Consider the following 20578-nt stretch of genomic DNA (forward strand, 5'->3'; position numbering starts at 1 on the left):
TTAAGGCCTGTTTTTCCGGCATGATGTTCTTTTCGTACATCGAACTCAGGTTATCTTAATAAAAGAGATATGCCAAAGGTTAGTGTATTCGGGTTCAGGTTAAAATTAAATCGGTCCGATTCGGAGTTTCCTACCTTTTGCGAGGTATAGGAGATGTCGCCAAAGGTACTTTCAAGGGCAACTTTCTCGGTAACAAAATATGAAAGCCCCGGCCTAAAACTTATAGCAAATGAGCTTTGATCCGTAGAGTTTCCCAGTTCACCGGTTCCCATATCTATCTGAGGCTGGTAAAAGAGGTAAAAATTGTCGGCCAGAGACTTATAGAATCGGGCATAAGCTCCGTAGGTAAACAAAGTGTTCTTGGTTCCATTATTCTTAGAACTACTATAACCAAGTACTAAACCCAAATTAGTTTTCTCCGATAGAAATAAACCACCTCGGGTACCGATAAGGAAGTTAGAAATTTCAGTACCTATGGCATCAATTTTTGTGTACCCCAAATTTCCGTTTAAAAGCACATCGCCTTTTTGAATCTGAGCCTGTGCCGTGACCCCAACGAATAGGAGTAAACCCATTAAAAATAATTTTTTCATAATTCTGAGTTTTTATATGTTGAAAAATGTAAAAATAAACATGTGTAGCAACGTAAGAACTAAGCTTTTGATTGTGTAGAACTATACGACAGGCAGTAAATTATTTTGAATGGTTACATGATGGGTGTTAGATAGCCATTTGTTCACTAAAAGAGCTCCGGTGTTTCGCCATTCAGAACCAGGCATGAAAACAGTGTTCTCATGGCTTTTTCAGAGTCTACATTTAAGGTTGTTTAATTTCCTATGTGGTTAGGTTACAGCCGGTTATTTCCTTTGCTTCAATAACATGATTTATATCAGTTTTTCAGCTAATTACCGTCAGCTTGCAATCCTGTGCACACAGCTACCTTCGAATCAAATATTGATTAACCCAAGCTGTGACTATGGAACTCGAACAATTCAGGTATGACAACAAAATCGTTAAGTACTTTGCTATTGCAACGGTAATCTTTGGAATTATCGGTATGCTGGTAGGGCTGCTAATAGCCACCCAGCTCTTTTTACCACAATTAAACTTTGGAATCCAATACACAACCTTCGGCCGAATCAGGCCACTGCACACCAATGCGGTCATTTTTGCTTTTGTAGGGAATGCTATGTTTGCCGGAGTGTACTACTCCATGCAACGCTTGCTCAAAGCAAGGATGTTTAGTGATTTACTAAGCTGGATTCATTTCTGGGGCTGGCAGCTTATTATTCTGGCAGCAGCCATTACCTTGCCTCTGGGTTATACCACCTCTAAAGAATATGCCGAGTTAGAATGGCCCATAGATATTGCCATCACCCTTATTTGGGTGGTGTTCGGTATCAATATGATTGGGACCATTCTTAAACGAAGAGAGCGACATATGTATGTGGCTATTTGGTTTTATATAGCCACCTTCGTCACAGTGGCCGTCCTCCATGTGGTCAACTCGTTTGAGATTCCGGTCACCTTTCTAAAAAGCTACTCGTGGTATGCGGGTGTACAAGATGCCCTGGTTCAGTGGTGGTATGGACATAATGCTGTGGCATTTTTTCTCACCACTCCCTTTCTGGGGCTTATGTACTACTATTTACCCAAGGCAGCCAATCGGCCTGTTTATTCATACAAGCTGTCTATTATTCACTTCTGGTCACTCATTTTTATATACATATGGGCAGGGCCGCACCACTTGCTTTATACCTCTTTGCCCGATTGGGCCCAGTCGTTAGGCACTGTATTTTCAGTGATGCTCATTGCTCCCTCGTGGGGAGGAATGCTCAACGGACTGCTCACCCTGCGTGGTGCCTGGGACAGAGTGCGCGAAGACCCGGTACTCAAATTTATGGTGGTGGCCGTAACGGCCTATGGTATGGCCACGCTTGAAGGACCCCTGCTTAGTATTAAGAACATTAATGCCATAGCACACTTTACCGATTGGATTATTGCTCACGTGCACGTGGGAGGCTTAGGCTGGAATGGATTTATCATTTTCGGTATTCTATACTGGTTGGTGCCTAAAATGTGGGGTACTAAACTGTGGTCTACCAAAGCCGCTAATGTTCACTTTTGGTTGGGCACACTGGGCATTATTGTATATGCTTTGCCGCTATATACGGCCGGAGTTGTACAAAGCCTGATGTGGAAGAATTTTAATGCGGAAGGCTTTTTGGAGTATCCTAATTTTCTGGAAACGGTAACACAGATAGTGCCCATGTACATGATGAGGGCCATAGGCGGACTACTGTACTTTACCGGTGTAATTATAATGGCTGTAAACCTGGTGAAAACGGCCCGTCAAGGTAGTTTTATTGCAAACGAGGCTGCAGAAGCCCCTGCACTGCAGAAGAAGAAGGTAGTGGGTGGCTACTGGCACAATCGCCTTGAGCGCAAGCCCGTGTTCTTTACCGTTTTAGTGTTAGTGGCTATACTCATTGGCGGAGTGGTAGAAATGGTGCCTACTTTCCTTATTAAATCTAATATACCCACCATTGCCAGTGTTCAGCCTTACACTCCATTGGAGCTTCATGGTCGGGATATATACATCAGAGAAGGTTGCAACAACTGCCACTCACAAATGGTAAGGCCATTCCGCTCAGAGACCGTAAGGTATAAGGGCGAATACTCTAAGGCCGGAGAGTTTGTCTACGATCACCCGTTCTTATGGGGGTCTAAGCGAACGGGCCCCGATTTGCACAGGGTAGGAGGTGCCTACAACAATACCTGGCATTTCAACCATATGGTAGACCCAACCTCTACCTCACCGGGCTCCATAATGCCCCCCTATCCGTGGTTATATACTCAAAGCATTGATCCGGAACTTACAGCCGGTAAAATTAAAGCCCTACGTACTGTGGGTGTGCCATATGAAGAAGGCTACGAGAAGGTGGCCAATGCAGAACTCAAAGAGCAGGCTACCCAAATATTAAAAGACCTTGAGGAAGACCCCAGCGGCTCGCTGCAGTCTTATGAAGCCCTGAACGAGGTTAAAATTACCGAGTCTTCAGAAATAATAGCACTCATTGCTTACCTACAGAGACTCGGAACCGACATTAAAGCAGAATCAACCGAAAACAAATAAGCCATGTTCAAATATTATTTCGAGCAAGTACACAACGTAGAGATATGGCCCATCATTTCGCTCATTATCTTCTTTGTATTCTTTATTGGGCTAATCGCCTATGTGTGGAAAATGCGCAAAGACTATGTAGAGCATATGCAAGAGTTGCCTCTGGCCGATGGTGCAGAAACAGAAATTGAGTCTCCGAAAAAAAGCCTACAACTATGAGCATAATCACCCATTTTAAACGAAAAACCGCTGTGCTTTTGGTAGCTGGTCTTATGCTACTCGGTACAAAAACCTATGCACAAAGCTCAAACTCTGCCTTGAGCCAGGAAACGATGCTCTATATTACCCTCGGACTGGTATTCGTGGTTTCAATACTGGTTCTGCTGGTTGCCATTTATGTGCTCCAATTGCTCAAGATTTTCATTAAAAAGGAAATGACGGAAGAGCAGAAAACCCAGCCATCTTGGTGGGCTAAGTTATGGGCTAAATGGAACGCTTTTCAACCTATGGAAGAAGAGGAAGAGCTTTTGCTCGATCATGATTATGACGGTATTAAAGAGCTAGACAATCATTTACCGCCATGGTGGAAGGGTTTGTTCTATGTAACCATAGTCTACTCGGTAATATATCTCCTGGTGTTTCATGTATTTAAAACAGCGCCTCTGCAAGACGAAGAATACGAGTTAGAAATTGCCGCTGCTGAGGCACTCAAAGCCAATAAGGAAGCCGATTTAGTTATTGACTTCGATGAAAATACAGTAACCGTAACCGATGATCCGGCTGAGCTGGCTGATGGACAGAAGTTCTTTGAGCAACAATGCAGCATTTGTCATAAGGCCGATGGTGGCGGACTGGCAGGACCCAACCTCACGGATAAATACTGGAGGAATGGAGGAAGCATAACCGATGTGTACAAAGTGATCAAAAACGGAGTTCCCAACACCGCCATGATTTCTTGGGAGGGACAGCTCAACCCCTTGCGCATGAGAAATGTAGCCTCGTATGTACTCTCCCTGCAAGGCACAAACCCTCCAGGAGCCCTGCCTCCGGATGGAGAACTGTATGAGCCGGAGAATTAATTGACCGTGAGATAGTTGCAAAAATGTAATGGGCTGCGTCATTCCGGACTTGATCGGGAATCTCACCAGGCTAGCATGGGCTTAAGCGAGGTTTCCCGGTTTCATGGGAATGACGAATGTGTTTTGAAGTGGCCAGCCGCAGTGTCTCAGGAGACTAAAAAATAATACCGATGGAGCAAGATAAAATAAAGGACCTCTATACTTACGATGACCAGTACCGGGACACTATTGCCACGGTAGATGAAAAAGGTAAGCGTGTATGGGTTTACCCCAAAAAGCCCAAAGGTAGCTACCATAATAAGAGAATGGTGGTGAGTGTAATTCTTCTCACCATACTCTTTGCCGGTCCCTTCATAAAAATAGGTGGGGAACCTTTCTTATTACTCAATGTTTTTGAGCGCAAGTTTTCAATTCTAGGAGCCGTCTTTTGGCCACAAGACTTCTTTATTCTAGCCTTAATAGCTATCAGCTTCTTTGTTTTCATCATCCTCTTTACCGTAGTTTTTGGTCGGGTATGGTGCGGCTGGGCCTGTCCGCAAACCCTGTTTATGGAAATGGTATTCAGAAAAATTGAATACTGGATAGATGGTGACGCGGCCCAGCAGCGAAAGCTGAAAAAAATGCCCTGGACAGGCTATAAAATTCGAAAGAGACTGGCCAAACATCTCATTTTCTCACTCATTGCCATACTCATTGGCCACACCGCGATGGCCTATCTCATCGGCATTGAGCAGGTGAAGGAAATCGTAAGTCGGCCACCTTCAGAGCACTGGGCAGGGTTCGTAGGACTCATAGCTTTTAGTGCCGTTTTCTATGCTGTTTTCGCCTTTTTGCGCGAACAGGCCTGCGTGGCTATTTGTCCTTATGGCCGTTTACAGGGAGTGCTTTTGGTCAAAGACTCCATGGCCGTGATGTACGATTGGTTGCGCGGAGAGCCCAGAGGTAAACTCAAACGAAATGAACAACGAACCGAAAAAGGAGATTGCATAGACTGTAAGCTCTGTGTGCATGTGTGCCCCACAGGCATAGACATTCGCAACGGAACCCAACTGGAATGTGTGAACTGCACCGCATGCATAGATGCCTGCGATGATGTGATGACAAAATTGGGTAAGCCCAGAGGACTTATTCGGCCTACTTCTTATACCGCCATTGTAGAGGGTAGACAGCGCATGTTTACGCCCCGTGTGGCCGGATATACAGGAGTGCTTCTACTTTTAGTTACCCTGCTGGTAGTGTTTGTGTCTGGCAGGTCGGAGGTAGAGGCTACTGTGCTGAGAATGCCCGGTATGATGTACCAAAAACTAGAAGATGGCCACATTCAGAACATCTACAACATACAATTGGTAAATAAAACCGCTGAGGATATAGAGCTGTCTGTCCGGTTAAAAGATCAACCACGAGGGCTTGTTGAAGTGGTAGGAGAAGAAGCTTTGATTTTGCCTGCCAAGGCAAAGTTAGACCGTGTATTCATCATTAAGCTTCCACAAGAACAACTCAAAACCACTAAAACAGAACTCTCCATTCAGTTATGGATGGGTGAACAACTGATTGATGAAGTAAATACTAATTTCTTAGGACCTGTAACACTAGAAAAATGAATTGGGGAAACAGAATCGTATTGGCCTTTGTGTGTTTTATAGCCGGAATATTCTCCATGGCTTACATCAGCATGAATACTGAGTTTAGCTTGGTGGTCGATGATTACTACGAACAGGAATTGGCCTACGAAGATCAAATAGTTCGCATGCGAAATGCCAACCGTTTAGAAGCCGGGCCGGAATTTATTGTCGACCGTCAAAACCTTAAAGTGCAGTTGCGCTTTCCCGAGCAGTTGGCCAAACAGGTTACCGGTGGCAAAGTTAAATTCTACAGAGCCAGCAACGCCAGGCATGATAAAGAGATTGAGCTTAACCTAGGCAGTGAAAATACCTGGGAGGTCGATGTGGCATCTTTTGTTAGCGGAGCCTGGAAACTGCAGTTGTTGTGGACCGATGGCCAAAAGGAATACTATCAGGAAATTGATTTTGTGATCTGATGCTAATGCTGTGGACAGGCTTTTTGTTTGGCTTATTTGGTAGCCTGCACTGTTTGGGCATGTGCGCGCCCATTGTTTGGGCAATGCCGGTTAGGGCCGGCAGTCGGTTCCACTGGTGGAAGCTCCGCCTCAGCTACAACTTTGGCCGAATTATTACCTATTCTTTGCTGGGTAGTCTGTTTGGCTTGGCAGGGCACTCGGTTAGGCTTATGGGGTTTCAGCAGCACCTTTCCATTATTACCGGAGTTTTCTTATTGTTCTTTTTGCTCATTAACAAAGGGCGAATTCCTAGTGGTTTTAGGCTAAAGCCATTGTCTCGCCTTTTAATGAGAATTAAAGCATCATTGAGCCGGCTCATGAACGGAAATACCGCAAAGACCAATGCTCTTTTGGGCTTCTATAATGGCTTGCTGCCCTGCGGTTTGGTATACATGGCACTTATAGCCTCATTGTCTATGGGCTCAGTGCAAGGCGGAATGCTCTACATGATTTCTTTTGGACTGGGTACACTGCCAATGATGATTGCCGCGGCCTGGATGGGTCGTTCGCTCCGATCGTTAAACCAATCCATGGTCAGGCGTTGGATCCCCCGATTTATAGTTCTGGTGGCGCTATTACTCATTGTGCGTGGTCTCAACTTGGGTATTCCTTACATCAGCCCCAAGCTGGTTACAGGACAGGCCATTGAGCTTTGCGAACAGCCCTAGAATTCTTGGCTTTATGATCAAAGTCATTATTTTCTAAGGAAATAATGATCAACTTGATTCTAACAGAAAACGAAACAAAGCAATCATGAAAACTATACTAGTACCTACAGATTTTTCGGAACAAGCTACCAATGCCACAAAGCTGGCAGCTGAGATGGCCCGACATTCGAAAGCCCGAATTGTCTTGCTCAATGTTATTGAGGGTACCCGCAGCTTTGCCTTCAACACCATGGGAGAAGCCTCAGAGCCTGTTGGCGAAGAAGCATTCTTTATTAATAAGCTCATTGAAATACAGAAAAAACATTTAAAGGAAGCGGCCGCTCAAGAGGCCCTTAAAGGACTTACGGTTGAAACCGTTTTAGAAATGGGAAGCCCCTACGAAAGTATTTCCAATCTGATAGCCGACTATAAAGCCGATTTACTCATAATGGGAACCAAAGGCTCCAGTGGGTTAGACGAAATACTCATAGGTTCCAATACAGAAAAAGTAGTGCGCTATGCCAAGTGCCCTGTAATAACTGTAAAAAATGAGGTAAGCCTTAAAGACATCAAAAACATAGTGTATGCCACCAATCTGTCTACCGATCAGTCTGCATTTATTCCTCATATAAAAACTGTTCAGTCATTTACAGGAGCCCGGTTGCACTTGCTCAAGGTAAATACACCCAATCACTTTTACACTCAGCGGCAGCTCAATAAGGAGTTCGCCCGGTTTAAAGAGCAGCATGGGCTTCTTAATTGCACTACCAACATTTATAATGAGGTGACAGAAGAAGATGGTATACTTTATTTTGCTGAAGACCTTGGAGAGTGTATGGTAGCCATAGCCACTCATGGCCGAACAGGGCTCTTGCACCTGCTCACCGGAAGTATTGCTGAAGACCTGGTAAACCATGCCACCATACCGGTAATGACCCTTTCTATGAAGAAATAGGAACAGCTTTATGAAAGCATACTTCAGAAACCGAAGTAGGGCTCAAAAGTAGCTCGATTTCCGGTTTCTGTTTTCACTTTAAGGCAATGAATAACTAATTTCGAAGCATGTCTAGGAAGAACAAAAGAGATAAGGGGAGAAGCGGAGTGGTTTATTCAACCAATCAGGACTTTGCCTATGAATATGAAGGAGGTTTTGAAGAAGAAACACTTGCTCCGGCTGAGCAAAACCTAAAAGTGATGCTCGACAAGAAAAGCCGCGGAGGTAAGCAGGTAACTCTGGTTGAAGGTTTTGTAGGTACAGATGAAGATTTGAAAGAACTGGGCAAGATGCTGAAATCGAAGTGCGGTGTTGGAGGCACGGCCAAAGATGGTGAAATACTTATTCAGGGAGATTTTCGAGATAAGGTTTTGGAGCTTCTTCAGAGCAATGGATATAGAGCAAAAAGAGTAGGCGGCTAATGCTCAAAAGAAATTACATAGTAAGCCTTCTTCTTCTATTCATGTTAATGGCTTGTGGGCCTTCCTCTTCAGAAATGAAGCAAGGTTTCATGATTGTAAGTGGATCAGATGTCTACTATAAAACCATGGGTAGTGGCGACCCCTTGTTGGTTATTCACGGAGGACCAGTACTCGATCACTCTTATTTTTTACCCCATTTGGAAGAACTCGCTAAAGACTACCGGCTTATTTTTTATGACCAACGCGCCTGTGGTAAGTCTTCACTTTCGATCGACTCCGCCACTATGAACCTCAATGGTTTTGTGGATGATATTGAGCAGATAAGAACCAAGCTGGGCCATGAAAAGCTGCACATTATGGGGCACTCCTGGGGAGGTCTGCTCGCTATGAAATATGCTATGGCCTATCCCGATAAGGTAGATCGTCTGATATTGGCCAACTCGATGGCGCCTAGTTCTGCCGACTGGCAAAAAGAAAATCTTGCCGCAGCCAACAACATAGACCCTAAAGACAAACGGAGGCTAGACAATATTGTGAGCACAGGCTTGCTGCGCACACCCAACCCAGTGCCCTACATAAAAGAAATGATGCTTTTGTCATTTAAAGCACAGTTTTTCGATAAACTCAAGATAGACCAACTGAATCTCAATATCCCGGAAGATTTTCAAAAGAGGAGTGCTGTTTTTGGACTGTTAGGCCCCGATTTGGCACAATATAACTTATATGCTGACCTAAAAAAGATTAAAGCTCCTGCACTGGTTATGTATGGCGATGCAGAAGCGGCCATTAACCTGCATGCTCGAAAAATGGTAGACTCTCTCAACAACGGACGCCTTAAGGTAATACCCACCTCCGGACACTTTCCTTTTATTGAAAATCCTATAGCTTTCAACCGAGCCGTTAGAGATTTTCTGGATGATTAAAAAGGGAGAATTCTATTTTGTGTTGGCAACACAACGAAATCCGAATTTGAATAAATCTTCGAGTATTTTAGAGTCATCGATAATCAAAAAAGAGTTTAGAGATACTTCAGATGAAAAGGTGTTGTAAGAAGAAATTGTGGTTTTTAATGTTTCATTGATTTTGAACTGATCAAATAGAATTTCTGAGGTGTTTCCGTAAAGGTTGTAGATGCCTTGCTGATTGGGTCTGGAACTGTACACGTCTCGAATAATACCGGTGGAATTATGTCTTTGCCAACCAGGTTTTTTCTCATCTTGAGTCATAGCCAACCATTGTGCTTTTGTTGGAAGTTGTAGGCCTGCCCATTCGGCATAAGTCAGAGCGTCTTTAAATGTTACATGAATAACGGGGTAGTCCATTTGGCTTTCCGTCCTGAGAGTTCCAAATTCATCATGTCGCCAGTTTACCGAATCAACTTCTACTAGCTCAAAAGTTCTTTCCCAACCATGGAATTTCTTTCTGTTGGCTTGTTCAAAATTTTCATAAGGCATTCTTTTTAATCTCTTCAAATAAGCGGAGGTCGCCCGTTTTATTTTTAGCACCTTAACTTTTTTATGTCCCAGTTCAGCCTCCGTAACATAGCCAGTATCATCTATAAACTCCTTGAATTGACGTAGAGTCACTTCGTTAGGCATGGTAAAGAATTTTGGAACAATTACCTTATTACCTTCCAGTTCAATTTTTGTTGTTGGTATCTCAATAAGGTCAGGTTGTTTGATGGATGCACCCGCGGTAAAAACAAGAGTTTCTAAGTGACTTATTTCTTCTTCCATAAATAAAGTGGGTGATTCACTTATTCTTTGCCCGGTTAGTGTTAAAGTTTTGTAGCTCACATGAGTTAAGAGGACTGAGTCTATGGAGTTAGATGTGTAATCAGTGTTTAATTCTATTTTTCCGTTTTTGTCACTTATGGCAATGAGTTTAAGGGTTTGCTTTGAACCTTGATTCAGTAGGGTTATAGCATGAACTCCTTCAATAGGTTTCTTCTCATTTTTATCATAAATGGTCAAAACAGGAGACTGCGCATTGAGGGTAGTACCTAAAAAAAATACAATCAATATTACGAAGGGTTTCATAAGTCAGATCTTAGTCTTTTAGATACGGATTGTAAATAGAATCTACTTTGTCTTTTAGAGCTGGTAGTTGCCTGATATAAAGAGTGTCCAATATTCTTTTTTGTGGAATAGATAAAAAAAGTCGGTAATTCGTATAGTTCTCTATTGGAAGTGAAAATACTTTTACTAGTACCATTCAATATTTTTACTTTGTCTAGTTGTGTGGTCGATACAAGGCTGGTGAGTAGTCTTTGGTCATGAAAGTCCTCAATAATGACTATTTGACTTTTGTCTATATCGTCCGTTTCTAGCATATTTTTATAAGTCGGAGATTGAACTTAATGCAGTCCATACAATGTTTTTGAGACATGTAGAAGATCAATAAGCTTGAATGGAGACTAACGGAATCACCTAATTTGATATTTACATCAATTGCATTATTATAAATCATTTGGTCTAACAATGCTTCATACTCGGCTACCGACAAAGCACTAGTACCATCGTTTGCCTCTTTATCAGTGCAACTAATACAATTTATAAATATCAATATTATATAGAAATATTTATACATTTAAAATTTTAATTTTATCAAAATGGGGTTAGCTCTATGTAGAGAATCTTTATTGATTTTTGAGAGTGGATTTTCATCATTTAGACGGCCCGATTCTTCAAGTGAAAGGATTGCTTCAGGATCAAAGTAGCAATAAACACTCTCAGTATCCCGTCCTACAATATTTATTGAGTTTAACTTTACTTTATCATTAAGTTTTAAGCCCTTTACTATGCTAATCTCTTGATTAGAAGCAAAGCAAAAATAGTTTTGGTTTCCGCAAGTGAGGCTAAAAAAGAGGTGTTCATTGAACAGAAAAACGTTGTCAAGATCATAGCAAAGCCCCATTTCTATAAGTGACTGATAATAGGAATCAGGGTATATGTGTCTCTCATTTAAGTCTTTAGAAGTCTTTCGATCCACAAGGTTTACTTTTAAAAGAGGGAATATGGTTGCTGCACTGTCTAGGCTATAAATGTTAAAATCTCCATAGGAGACTATTGCTGTCTCGTTGTTGACTACAGAAATAGGGTTGGATGGTTCTATCCACAATTCTTTGTAAGGGGGCTGGCTTTCATATCCTTTAGAAAGAATGTCTAAATCCAGATCGGTAGTGTAAGTGTTGCTGCAAAAATTATCGTTACACTGATTAGATGTGCTAAACACCAGGTATTTTGGTTCAACGAATTCAAACGAATCGGCAAATAAAGTACTCCTGATTTTTGCCAGAAAATTCCCTTGAACATCATATTTTAAAATGGAGAAGTAACCCTTAGAGTTATCTAAAATCCAGAGCTCAATAGTTCCATTATTATTAACAACTGTAAAGTCATTAATGTCCTGATATTCCGTTGGTCCTTCTCCCTCTACACCTATCTTTTGAATATAGCTTCCGCTAGAATCAAACTTGTACAGAGAGTTGGTGTAATCTTTGTCCAAAACAAAAATGAATTCCTCCAGGCGATGAATCTTAGATATAGAACCAATAAAGACTTCCTCACTGGAGAGCTCATAGACAGATATGGATGAAAAAAAATCGGTCAAATATCCATCTGTAGCAGAATTAATGCTGATGTTTATTTGCCTTATGTTTTTATTATTTGTCTTCTCATTACAGGAATAAAGTAAAAGGACGAACAAAAGGACGAATACATGGCTTTTAATCATTGCGTGGTTACAGTTTGATTTAAACCTCTCTGTATGATCACAGAGAGGTTATTATCTCTTATAGATATTTTTTAGGACACTTTTTCTTTCGTGTTTTACACCAATGAATGAGCTTGGTTACATCATTGGAAAAACCAATACTAACGCTTCCTGAGTTTGAATTTTCATCAATTTTAACGTCAGACACGAGTTTTGTCTCCCTGTTCTTCGTGGTTTTCATTTTAAACCCATCAACCATTTCGACCCCTTTGTCCTCATCCTGAAAAGCTGAGGTTTTAGAAATACCAAAGGACAATGAAAAAATCAGAAGGACTGCGAAAATTTTTTGTTTGTGTTTCATTGTTCAGATTTTTATAATTTTAAATTATAGTAAATAAGTGATTAATTATATTAAATGTCAACTATAATTTGAATTTTTATGAACAAGTGTTGAGCTAGTTTAGAGTTTGCTAATTTTCTAATTAACTGTGGATAGCTTTCAACCGAGCCGTTAGAGATTTTCTGGATGATTAACAGAGAGGTTAATTGCCCTTAGTTCAGTTCCTATCTCACGGCTATGGTACGTGTTACATCAAATGCTTTTTGAAAAAGGCAATGGTTCTTTGCCAGGCCAGAGTGGCAGCATCCTCGTCATAGCGAGGGGTTGTATTGTTGTGAAAACCATGGTTTACATCAGGATACACAAAAGCCTCGTAGCTTACCCCATTGGCTTTTAGTGCCTGCTCGTAGTCCGGCCATCCGGCATTCACTCTGCTATCCAGCCCCGCATATTGCAACATTAGAGGGGCTTTTATTTTGGCGGCATCTTCATTTGAAGGCTGGCTTCCATAAAAGGGTACGGCTGCACCCAGGTCGGGCAAGCGCACGGCCATCATATTGGAAATCCACCCACCAAAGCAGAAACCAACTACTCCCACTTTTCCGTTAGATTCAGGTCGGTTTTTAAGCCAATGATAAGCCGCTATAAAATCTTCCAGCATTTCATCCCTGTCTCGTTGCCGTTGCAGAGCCCGGCCCTCATCATCATTGCCGGGATAACCGCCCAACGGTGTTAGTGCATCCGGAGCAAGACTCATAAAGCCATCGACAGCGCATCTTCGACCCACATCTTCTATGTATGGATTTAAACCTCTGTTTTCGTGTACTACAATTATGCCGGGTAGTTTGCCAGAAGCACCTTCCGGTTTCGAAAACAACCCTTTAATTTTTCCGCCCCCTTTTGGCGAATCGTAGGTAATATATTCACTACTCAAGCGGTCGTCATCAGCACTCACCAAAGCAGTGGTTTCATAATCGGGCATAATGAAGCTTAGAAGAGAGCTTATAGTGATACCGCCAACGGCATAGACCGATAGTCGTTCAATGAATTTCCTGCGGTCAATCTTATTATGAGCATATTCATCATATAGGTCGAACACTTCTTGGCTAATGTCTTCTTTTTTGAGCGGCATAGTATAAGGGGTTGATTAACTGATAAATAAGTTAAGAAAATACCGGCTGTGTCTTATAAATCTTTTTACTGGCGGATTTGTGCTGGGCTTGAATGGCAACAGGAGGCCTGGTAATTTGTTTTTTTAGGCCCGCTAGTTTCTCACAAACAACCACTTAACTCCTGAATAAATGCCTTTGCCAATAGCTCCGATAATACCGGCCTTCTTTTTTTGTTTGAGTACTACATTAATGATAGAGTAATCGATACTCGATTGGAGTCTCTTAAGCTCACTTTCGAGTATTTCTATTTCTCCACTTATTCTCTCCAACTCCTTCTCAATACTCAGCATGTCAGAAACGGAATTGGCTTGTTGTAAAAGGTTCAGGTACCTTTCTTTTACCTTTTTAAGGCTGCTAAGTCGGTCTTGTGAGTTGAATACCTGATTGGTTACGTCCCGGCTGTTTATGAGTCTTTGTTTTACTTTCCCTATACCGGCTAAGTCCTCAAGAGTTTTTGAAAAGGAGGCGGAAGGTATTCGATAGCTAAACTGATAGTTGTTTCGCGATATCAAAAGCCCATTGTTTTGGCCGAAAATACGATTGATGGTTTTAAAGCTACTGTCTGGGTGCTCTACTAGTAGTTCCATCAATGCCTCATGAGAAATTAAAGGTTCGGAACTGCTTGGTTCCGTCAACGCTACATCTATGGCTGAGGTATGGTTGGAGAGGCTATGCTGAGGGGGATTAGCACCCCTGCAATTAACGAATAGCAGCAGGCTCAGTAGGGCTAAAATGTAAGTTTTCTTCATGATTGAGTGTTTATAGCGATAATAACGAGCTTCCACTTGATCTAGTACTACCGGTTGGTCTTGGTTAGGAGCGGTTAGGTAGGTGTCATGTTCAATTATTGACCCTGTTTTAAAATCAGCCGGAAAAGTCTTACTTTAGATTACTTTTTTAACACACTAAATATCAGAACTATGGGAAAAATGGACCCGACAGTACTCGGAGCGAGGTTGCTGTCCGCAAAAGAATCACAGGAAATCGATCTAGGTATTTTACAAGGCTTTCTGGGCACTTGGGAAAGCAAACCCGGATCGGGCACAGGTTGGAATGTTATTGCCGTACCAGGTAACTCACCCTTTACTCCTCCGGCCGATGGTTTTGTTCTGGAGGTAATTCCATATTATGAAACATGGTCGTTTTCTCCGGCTGTTATTGCCGGTAATCGTGGTATGGAAGATGACCAGACCATTGTGGGGTTAATCTATGAACAGAAGGTCTTTAGCGATTGCGATACTGAATTTTGTAATGCCCGAGGCTTTAGTAAGGGCACCGAAATTCATGCCGAAACAGGAATGTTGCTGAACATTACCAATTTCGATAGCGGCTTTAATGTGGCCAGACTCGGTAATATTCCGCATGGTAATTCAATCTTGTTAATGGGTAACTCCAGCGAATCTAACGGAAAGTTTGATTTTCCTGAGGCTAAAACAAGCCCAACTTTGGTTGATGGAGGAGGCGTGTTTGGTTATGGAGAAGAACAATATACCATGCATCCACGGTTTCCAGATTTCCCTCAGGCCAATCCTAACCAGCAGCTGGCCAATGATGTAAAGGATCAGAAGTTTGGTCAGGTTATTACGCTCAATCTGTCTTCAGAGAACGCCACAGGAGGTATCCTCAATACCCCATTCATAACCAAGAATACCGATGCCACAAAAATGAGCTGTATTTTCTGGCTAGAAGAGGTGTTGAACGCTAATGGTAGCAGTTCATGGCAGCTTCAATATTCACAGACGATCAACCTGGTGTTTCCTCCTTCTACAGCCCCTAACGGAAGGAAGTTTAATTGGCCTCATGTGGATATCAATACCCTGCAGAAGGTGGCCGATGTATAAGAAATTCTAATAGCCACCCCATCCATCCGACCGCTCCAAGCGGTCGGACGGGTATAGAAAGCTATTTTATGAGGTTTCTTACAAATGAGCTATATCACACTTACAATAGGGGGAATAATAGGGAGAGGATATTTTTTGAAAAGGACAATTACCTTTTCTTCCTAAAGAAGATCAGAATAGAAGTAACCCCATTAGCAGACTTGCTGGCTTATTGCCTTATGCCTAATCACTATCATTTATTAATTAGAGTAAAAAGGGTAGATGGGCTGAATGACGAGCAAATTTCAAAACGTTTATCCAGAAAACTAGGAACACTACAAAGTAGCTATACACAAGCAATTAATAAAGCCCATAGCAGGACGGGGTCTTTATTTCAGCAAGGGGCTAAATCCAAGAACCTTGAAAGCTATGGACACATTTGTTTCCACTATATACACCAGAATCCGGTTTTGGCGGGACTCTGCCAGAGGGCAGAGGACTGGGAGTTTAGTTCTTACCGCGATTATATTGGTCTTAGAAATGGAAGTTTGCCAAGTAAGGCTGTGGCCTTTGAGTGTCTTGATGTTCCTTCCAACATTCAAGAATTTTACAGAGAGTCTCGGAAAGGCCTGACTGATAAAGAAATTGAGGGAATTAGATGACCCGTCCGACCGATCCAAGCGGTCGGATGGGTGAATCGTATACATTTAAGTGCTCAGGAGCAGACTTTCAGTAAAATATTCTTTCCATTTTGGCCAGACTTCCTGAAATGCTTTTTGGTCTATTCCTGTCTGCTCAATAAATGCCTTTAAGGTTGGAGCAAATTGTCCATGCATTTTCCAAAGGTTGAGGAAGATGTATTGACCGCGATTCAGTTCGAACAGACCAATTCTAAAGTCTTTTGTCCTTGCCAGAGCCACGTAGGTTGGCAAAGGGGTTGGTATTGCAGGAGACTTGCCTTTAATAGCCTGCTGATAATATTGGCTAATTGGAAACTTAAAAGCGAATAACTCCAGGGCCTCTACCAAACGAAGTTGCTCACTTGGAGTTTTCAGTAAGGCATATTCAAAGGTAGTGGAGAAGTCGGCATCGAAAATGCGGGTGATTTTATACTCAAACCTTACCAGCTCAATCATAAAATCGGGCCAGGTTTCGCGCTCTTCTGGTGCCAGCTCTTTGTCTGGTCTTGTTTCTTCAAGGTATTGAGCAAACCGGTGACCTAGCTCGCTGAGCGTATAGCTTTGCGAAGGATACTTCTGCAGGTAGTCATCGACAAACGCCTGAAATAGCTCTTTTCCGAGAGCCATCTGAAGTACCGAAAATTGCTTTTCCATGCAGTCGCGTAATCTGGCCAGGTAGCCTGTTTGGTAAATTTGCAATCGCTCATTCGCAGAGAGTCTGCTGTTGGGTTTAATGAGCTTCTCTACATCGTTCTTAAATGAGTCCGGCAAATGACTGTTGGGGTCGGTTTCGAAAGCGAGTGGAGACACCAGTATTTGCTGCATCCATTTTTGTGTGGCTGAAAGGCTTGGCTTTGTCATTGTAGTTCATGGCTAACTTCCGGTACTAAAAAACTCACCGGGTTAGAAACTTTAAGGTCTGTGGTTGATGGTGGGTTCATTTGAATGGGCTCCGGTTCACCCTCCATGTATTCCCTGGCTTTCAAAACTTCGGCATGGTACTCTTCAAAAGAGGGAATATGGTTATCCCACTCCAGAAGCACTGAACAACCTCCGATTTTTTGCCAGGCAATTCTAAACAGCTCCCAGACGGAATCTATTACCGGGCTATCATGTGTGTCTATTATGTGTGTGCCGCAATGCATGTGGCCGGCCAGGTGCATTTGCACAATTCGTTCGTGTGGGAGTTCTTCAATGTATTTTATAGGATCCCACTCATTGTTAAAACAGGTCACGTATACGTTGTTAACATCGAGAAGCAGACCGCAGCCACTCTGCTCGGCCATTTCCTTCAAAAACAAAGGTTCATGAATATCGGAATGCTGAAAGCTCAGGTAAGTACTTGGGTTTTCGAGAATAAGGGGGCGTTCCAGAAAATCTTGTACCTGTTTAATACGCTGTACTATATGATTCAGAGTTTCTTCATTGAGTGGCACTGGAAGAAGGTCGTGTGTATTTAAGCCCAATACGCCCGTCCAGCAAAGGTGGTCACTAATCCATTTGGGTTGAATTTCGGAAGCTAGTTTTTTGAGCCGATTTAAGTAGTCCATGTTCAGCGGGTCGGTGCTTCCTATGGAAAGAGAGACCCCATGCATAACCAAAGGATATTCTTCGGCAATTTGCCTTAGAAAGTTCATGGGCCTTCCACCGGAGTCCATGAAGTTTTCAGAGATAATCTCAAACCATTCTACTGGCGGATGATTTTCAGTAATGTATTTAAAGTGTTGGCTTCGGAGCCCCAGTCCTAAGCCTAATTGCGGCAGGTTTTGCAATTGGCGTTCAAAATGGTCTGTATTATGGGTATGCATATTCAGTGGGGTTAAGCAGAAGCGGGAACCTAACAGCACTACATGCTTCACAGAATTCCCGCTCTGTCATTGATTGGTAATTTATACCGGAAGACCGTTTGCGCTACTGCTGAGCCTGGCTTTCCCTTTTTTCATCTTCTTCTACCTTTTTACATTCGGTACAAGTGTCTTTGAGGGCTTCTCTGCTGGCCTCAATCATTTCTTCAGCATTTTTTGCCGGGCTGTTGTAGCCGAAAGAGCAATATTTATCTCCGCTATTTCCGCAAGAGTCGTACTCACCGTTGGCGGCTACAGATTGTAACCATTTTTGTGGTGGTCCTGAAGGAAAAGGAGAGGGGCCAACTGTTCGGTTGGCTTTGGCCATTCTTTCTTCAAACAGCTTGCGGGCAAGTAGCCAGGTGCTTTTACCGGCATTTGGTCCCTGAGTGCTAAATCGTTCGGCTTGTATGGGGGTGGCGCAGCTGCCTTGCCAGGCGCAGTCGTTGGCTCCCGGTCGGCATTGTTCGGAGGCGTCACCATATAAACCACAACCACCTTGTCCGCGGCAGTTGTTTAGTGTGTGACAAACGTGTGTTTGAGTGGCGCAAAAGCCTTGTCCAGCACAGGCGTTGGTTCCAAATCTATCATGGCCTTTGCAGGCGTTCAGCCCCATGCAGGCGTGCAATTCAAGGGGAGTAGTAATGTCTTTTTCTCCCTTGCTGCTGGAGCCGCAACCGTTGGAGCTTCCACAGCTGCTTCCTCTGCCGCCACAGCTATCGTACAAAAAATGAGTGTTGTTAAAAATATACATACGTGTGAGTTTTATAAGTGATTAACCTGCAAATGAGAGCTTTCCTTTTTCTTTATCCAGATAAGGCTCCAATGGCACATCGGGTAAGTCATGAATTCTTTGTCCGAGATAGGCAATACCATCATAGGCACCTACAGCGCTGTTGAATAGTTCTATTAACTGCGATTTAGGGCTGGAAGAGGTTGCAAAGTGGTAGTCTTCAAAGGTAGGGGCAGCATTATATGTTTTGCCATCTTTGGCCACATAGCTCATTCCTGTTAGTTCACCACAAAGTGAGTTAAGAATGAATATCATAGACTTATGAATGCCAAACATAAAGAGTTCATATTGTGTGTGTCCCTTTCTGCGATAGCAGTCTTCGCTCATTAAAAAGATGTAGGTGTAAATGGCATTGGTAAGAGTGGCCACCTTTTGAACAGCAGGACTGGTGTAATCGGCTACGCTTGGGTTTTCCGGAACATTGAGCACGAAGTATTTGGTAAAGAACTCGTCATTTATCTCGTCTAGTTTGGCGGGATCAAAGTAGGTTTTTGCACTGGCGTCCTGGTCGCCTACATCGCATACCTCTTTGCCCATAGCATGAGCAAACTTATGCAGGTATTTATGCAAGTCACAATACACCTGATTGAACTTAAAAAAGTGTGATACTTCGTCTCCGCTAGGGTCGTCTGTGTCATCTATATTGCCCGGAGCACAATTCACCGTTCCGTTGGCATTAAGCCCCGTGGTTAAACCACTTCCCGGCTCGGGGGTGTGTCCTTCCCCTTGTTCAACAATTTCCTGCATAGCCGCAATGGCACTTTCTGCATCGGTTACGTATATCAGGTCGCCACTATCTTCTGCATTGGTAAATACCGGTTTGTGTTCGCGGTTATAATATATGGTATCAATGGTGTTGTTAGTGTAGTAGCCTTTGCCGGGAATGAGTTGGGGTCTTTCCGGATGGTACTCCACATCGGCACTACCCAGATACTTTTCAATTTGAGAGTAGAATTCACCAATGGTGGTATATTCAATAGGTTTGGCAGCAAGCAACATCTCGGTGCCGGGTTCTTTCAGTTTGTCCGGAGACTCAATTTGAAGAAAGGTATAAAGCGACCTGAAAGAAAGTTTCGATCGATTGATCGGAAACTCCGGAATGTGTCCGGGCAAATAGGCCGGCCAGCTGGTCGGGGTTTTGTAAAGTAACTCCGGCTGTCCAACGGTGGCTTGTTTAATGTTGGAAGAAAGGGCCATGTGTAGCATTTCTTCTATTACCACGCTCATTATTAAGGCTCCTGCCCGGTTGGCATAAACCATAATATCAGCCGAAAGCTCCTGAGCCAGAGTGGAGGCTTCTTCTTTTGTTTTACCGGCAGCCAGGAGGTCAGCGGTTAGTTGCTTGATTAATTCATCCTGGTTGGGATTTCTGTTAATAGAGTAATATGTGTACAAATAGACCGGTATAGTGGCTATTTCAATCTCTATGGCTTGTTGAATGGCCTGGGGAAAATTTTCCTTATTGACCACGGAGTCATTGCCCAGCAAGAGTGGGGCTTTAGATGGTGCGTTCATTGAAAAAATAGTTTGGTGTGAAATTACATGTCCCAATTTAAGGAATCTGCAATTAAAAGTCACCCCGGATTATTACCTGTTTTTTTAAAAAGCCCATCTCGCACGCTACTCAGACCTGAGACTTCTAACCGGGTTGGCCATGGCTGCTTTTATGGACTGAATACTTACAGTGAGCAAACTCACCAATAGAGCACCAAAACCGGCAATGGCAAACACCCACCAATATAGTTCTGTACGCACCGGGTAACTATTTAGCCAGTTGTCCAGCACGGCATAAGCCAGTGGTATGGCAATAAAGCAGGCAATTACTACCAACAATGTAAAGTCTTTCGAGAGTAGCTTCCAGAGATTTAGAAT

Annotated in this window: 23 protein-coding genes; 11 read left to right on the forward strand and 12 right to left on the reverse strand. The window is 42.9% G+C overall.

Features of this window, described 5'->3' with window-relative positions:
• Nucleotides 1–50: 50 nt before the first annotated feature.
• Nucleotides 51–593 carry an outer membrane beta-barrel protein gene (locus B3O12_RS13260; protein WP_286745553.1) on the reverse strand — a complete coding sequence of 181 codons (543 nt, stop codon included), beginning with the start codon at nt 591–593 and terminating at the stop codon, nt 51–53.
• 383 nt (nt 594–976) lie between these two features.
• Between B3O12_RS13260 and ccoN the strand changes: the two genes are divergently transcribed.
• From ccoN to B3O12_RS13305, 9 genes are all read left to right on the forward strand, one after another.
• Nucleotides 977–3136 (forward strand): cytochrome-c oxidase, cbb3-type subunit I, encoded by a 2160-nt coding sequence (ccoN, locus tag B3O12_RS13265; protein ID WP_286756625.1) that lies wholly within the window; start codon nt 977–979, stop codon nt 3134–3136.
• 3 nt (nt 3137–3139) lie between these two features.
• On the forward strand, nt 3140–3343 hold the full coding sequence (locus B3O12_RS13270) for a cytochrome C oxidase Cbb3 (RefSeq protein ID WP_286745559.1): 204 nt from the start codon (nt 3140–3142) through the stop codon (nt 3341–3343).
• Nucleotides 3340–4203, forward strand: coding sequence for a cbb3-type cytochrome c oxidase N-terminal domain-containing protein (locus B3O12_RS13275; RefSeq protein WP_189629446.1), 864 nt, complete (start codon nt 3340–3342; stop codon nt 4201–4203). The genes B3O12_RS13270 and B3O12_RS13275 overlap by 4 nt, the downstream gene beginning before the upstream one ends.
• Nucleotides 4204–4373: 170 nt before the next feature.
• Nucleotides 4374–5804: a cytochrome c oxidase accessory protein CcoG gene (gene ccoG / locus B3O12_RS13280; protein ID WP_286756626.1), complete on the forward strand. Its 1431-nt coding sequence runs from the start codon at nt 4374–4376 to the stop codon at nt 5802–5804.
• Entirely contained in the window at nt 5801–6241 is a 441-nt protein-coding gene (locus B3O12_RS13285) for a FixH family protein (protein ID WP_286756627.1), read from the forward strand. Before ccoG ends, B3O12_RS13285 begins: the two co-directional genes overlap by 4 nt.
• Before the next feature lie 5 nt (nt 6242–6246).
• Nucleotides 6247–6948: a sulfite exporter TauE/SafE family protein gene (locus B3O12_RS13290; RefSeq protein WP_286756628.1), complete on the forward strand. Its 702-nt coding sequence runs from the start codon at nt 6247–6249 to the stop codon at nt 6946–6948.
• 85 nt (nt 6949–7033) lie between these two features.
• A complete protein-coding gene (locus B3O12_RS13295; protein WP_286745568.1) occupies nt 7034–7882 on the forward strand; it encodes a universal stress protein in 849 nt (282 codons plus the stop codon).
• A 107-nt stretch (nt 7883–7989) separates the two neighbouring features.
• Entirely contained in the window at nt 7990–8343 is a 354-nt protein-coding gene (locus tag B3O12_RS13300) for a translation initiation factor (protein WP_286745570.1), read from the forward strand.
• An 89-nt stretch (nt 8344–8432) separates the two neighbouring features.
• Entirely contained in the window at nt 8433–9266 is an 834-nt protein-coding gene (locus B3O12_RS13305) for an alpha/beta fold hydrolase (RefSeq protein WP_286756630.1), read from the forward strand.
• 12 nt (nt 9267–9278) lie between these two features.
• Here the strand turns inward: B3O12_RS13305 and B3O12_RS13310 are convergent, their stop codons facing one another.
• From B3O12_RS13310 to B3O12_RS13335, 6 genes are all read right to left on the reverse strand, one after another.
• The gene (locus B3O12_RS13310) at nt 9279–10382 is read right to left on the reverse strand and encodes an SUMF1/EgtB/PvdO family nonheme iron enzyme (RefSeq protein ID WP_286756631.1); all 1104 of its coding nucleotides are present in this window, start codon (nt 10380–10382) and stop codon (nt 9279–9281) included.
• A complete protein-coding gene (locus tag B3O12_RS13315) occupies nt 10379–10675 on the reverse strand; it encodes a hypothetical protein (protein WP_286756632.1) in 297 nt (98 codons plus the stop codon). Before B3O12_RS13315 ends, B3O12_RS13310 begins: the two co-directional genes overlap by 4 nt.
• Before the next feature lie 257 nt (nt 10676–10932).
• Nucleotides 10933–12078 carry a 6-bladed beta-propeller gene (locus B3O12_RS13320; protein WP_286756634.1) on the reverse strand — a complete coding sequence of 382 codons (1146 nt, stop codon included), beginning with the start codon at nt 12076–12078 and terminating at the stop codon, nt 10933–10935.
• Between the two features lie 58 nt (nt 12079–12136).
• On the reverse strand, nt 12137–12418 hold the full coding sequence (locus tag B3O12_RS13325) for a hypothetical protein (RefSeq protein WP_286756635.1): 282 nt from the start codon (nt 12416–12418) through the stop codon (nt 12137–12139).
• Nucleotides 12419–12644: 226 nt separating this feature from the next.
• Nucleotides 12645–13529 (reverse strand): dienelactone hydrolase family protein, encoded by an 885-nt coding sequence (locus B3O12_RS13330; protein ID WP_286756636.1) that lies wholly within the window; start codon nt 13527–13529, stop codon nt 12645–12647.
• Nucleotides 13530–13661: 132 nt separating this feature from the next.
• On the reverse strand, nt 13662–14318 hold the full coding sequence (locus tag B3O12_RS13335) for a DUF4349 domain-containing protein (RefSeq protein WP_286756637.1): 657 nt from the start codon (nt 14316–14318) through the stop codon (nt 13662–13664).
• Nucleotides 14319–14489: 171 nt separating this feature from the next.
• Here B3O12_RS13335 and B3O12_RS13340 point away from each other — a divergent pair, with 171 nt between their 5' ends.
• A complete protein-coding gene (locus B3O12_RS13340; RefSeq protein ID WP_189629455.1) occupies nt 14490–15410 on the forward strand; it encodes a heme-binding protein in 921 nt (306 codons plus the stop codon).
• 68 nt (nt 15411–15478) lie between these two features.
• Nucleotides 15479–16051 (forward strand): transposase, encoded by a 573-nt coding sequence (locus tag B3O12_RS13345; RefSeq protein ID WP_286756638.1) that lies wholly within the window; start codon nt 15479–15481, stop codon nt 16049–16051.
• Nucleotides 16052–16096: 45 nt separating this feature from the next.
• On the opposite strand, the gene B3O12_RS13350 is transcribed toward B3O12_RS13345, so the two are convergent.
• The 5 genes from B3O12_RS13350 to B3O12_RS13370 all read right to left on the reverse strand — a co-directional run.
• Complete coding sequence (locus B3O12_RS13350; RefSeq protein WP_286756639.1) at nt 16097–16930, reverse strand: DNA-binding domain-containing protein; 834 nt, start codon at nt 16928–16930, stop codon at nt 16097–16099.
• Nucleotides 16927–17877, reverse strand: a complete 951-nt coding sequence (locus B3O12_RS13355) for a DUF692 domain-containing protein (protein WP_286756640.1) — start codon at nt 17875–17877, stop codon at nt 16927–16929. The genes B3O12_RS13350 and B3O12_RS13355 overlap by 4 nt, the downstream gene beginning before the upstream one ends.
• Nucleotides 17878–17980: 103 nt before the next feature.
• Nucleotides 17981–18667 (reverse strand): hypothetical protein, encoded by a 687-nt coding sequence (locus B3O12_RS13360; RefSeq protein ID WP_189629458.1) that lies wholly within the window; start codon nt 18665–18667, stop codon nt 17981–17983.
• A gap of 21 nt (nt 18668–18688) precedes the next feature.
• Nucleotides 18689–20221: a ferritin-like domain-containing protein gene (locus B3O12_RS13365; protein WP_286756641.1), complete on the reverse strand. Its 1533-nt coding sequence runs from the start codon at nt 20219–20221 to the stop codon at nt 18689–18691.
• A 105-nt stretch (nt 20222–20326) separates the two neighbouring features.
• Nucleotides 20327–20578: ABC transporter permease (locus B3O12_RS13370; protein ID WP_414706606.1), on the reverse strand; the 252-nt coding region annotated here is incomplete at its 5' end.

The sequence above is a fragment of the Roseivirga sp. UBA838 genome, assembly GCF_002296035.1.
GTDB classification, from domain to species: domain Bacteria; phylum Bacteroidota; class Bacteroidia; order Cytophagales; family Cyclobacteriaceae; genus Roseivirga; species Roseivirga thermotolerans.

What these genes read in the sequence shown, in the direction of transcription:
- B3O12_RS13310 (WP_286756631.1), bottom strand. Translation starts at nt 10,382, where the DNA reads ATGAAACCCTTCGTAATATTGATTGTATTTTTTTTAGGTACTACCCTC.
- B3O12_RS13335 (WP_286756637.1), bottom strand. Translation starts at nt 14,318, where the DNA reads ATGAAGAAAACTTACATTTTAGCCCTACTGAGCCTGCTGCTATTCGTT.
- B3O12_RS13295 (WP_286745568.1), top strand. Translation starts at nt 7,034, where the DNA reads ATGAAAACTATACTAGTACCTACAGATTTTTCGGAACAAGCTACCAAT.
- B3O12_RS13330 (WP_286756636.1), bottom strand. Translation starts at nt 13,529, where the DNA reads ATGCCGCTCAAAAAAGAAGACATTAGCCAAGAAGTGTTCGACCTATAT.
- B3O12_RS13365 (WP_286756641.1), bottom strand. Translation starts at nt 20,221, where the DNA reads ATGAACGCACCATCTAAAGCCCCACTCTTGCTGGGCAATGACTCCGTG.
- B3O12_RS13275 (WP_189629446.1), top strand. Translation starts at nt 3,340, where the DNA reads ATGAGCATAATCACCCATTTTAAACGAAAAACCGCTGTGCTTTTGGTA.
- B3O12_RS13325 (WP_286756635.1), bottom strand. Translation starts at nt 12,418, where the DNA reads ATGAAACACAAACAAAAAATTTTCGCAGTCCTTCTGATTTTTTCATTG.
- B3O12_RS13360 (WP_189629458.1), bottom strand. Translation starts at nt 18,667, where the DNA reads ATGTATATTTTTAACAACACTCATTTTTTGTACGATAGCTGTGGCGGC.
- B3O12_RS13260 (WP_286745553.1), bottom strand. Translation starts at nt 593, where the DNA reads ATGAAAAAATTATTTTTAATGGGTTTACTCCTATTCGTTGGGGTCACG.
- B3O12_RS13350 (WP_286756639.1), bottom strand. Translation starts at nt 16,930, where the DNA reads ATGACAAAGCCAAGCCTTTCAGCCACACAAAAATGGATGCAGCAAATA.
- B3O12_RS13285 (WP_286756627.1), top strand. Translation starts at nt 5,801, where the DNA reads ATGAATTGGGGAAACAGAATCGTATTGGCCTTTGTGTGTTTTATAGCC.
- B3O12_RS13305 (WP_286756630.1), top strand. Translation starts at nt 8,433, where the DNA reads ATGATTGTAAGTGGATCAGATGTCTACTATAAAACCATGGGTAGTGGC.
- B3O12_RS13290 (WP_286756628.1), top strand. Translation starts at nt 6,247, where the DNA reads ATGCTGTGGACAGGCTTTTTGTTTGGCTTATTTGGTAGCCTGCACTGT.
- B3O12_RS13320 (WP_286756634.1), bottom strand. Translation starts at nt 12,078, where the DNA reads ATGATTAAAAGCCATGTATTCGTCCTTTTGTTCGTCCTTTTACTTTAT.
- B3O12_RS13340 (WP_189629455.1), top strand. Translation starts at nt 14,490, where the DNA reads ATGGGAAAAATGGACCCGACAGTACTCGGAGCGAGGTTGCTGTCCGCA.
- B3O12_RS13270 (WP_286745559.1), top strand. Translation starts at nt 3,140, where the DNA reads ATGTTCAAATATTATTTCGAGCAAGTACACAACGTAGAGATATGGCCC.
- B3O12_RS13300 (WP_286745570.1), top strand. Translation starts at nt 7,990, where the DNA reads ATGTCTAGGAAGAACAAAAGAGATAAGGGGAGAAGCGGAGTGGTTTAT.
- B3O12_RS13345 (WP_286756638.1), top strand. Translation starts at nt 15,479, where the DNA reads ATGAGGTTTCTTACAAATGAGCTATATCACACTTACAATAGGGGGAAT.
- ccoN (WP_286756625.1), top strand. Translation starts at nt 977, where the DNA reads ATGGAACTCGAACAATTCAGGTATGACAACAAAATCGTTAAGTACTTT.
- ccoG (WP_286756626.1), top strand. Translation starts at nt 4,374, where the DNA reads ATGGAGCAAGATAAAATAAAGGACCTCTATACTTACGATGACCAGTAC.
- B3O12_RS13355 (WP_286756640.1), bottom strand. Translation starts at nt 17,877, where the DNA reads ATGCATACCCATAATACAGACCATTTTGAACGCCAATTGCAAAACCTG.
- B3O12_RS13315 (WP_286756632.1), bottom strand. Translation starts at nt 10,675, where the DNA reads ATGCTAGAAACGGACGATATAGACAAAAGTCAAATAGTCATTATTGAG.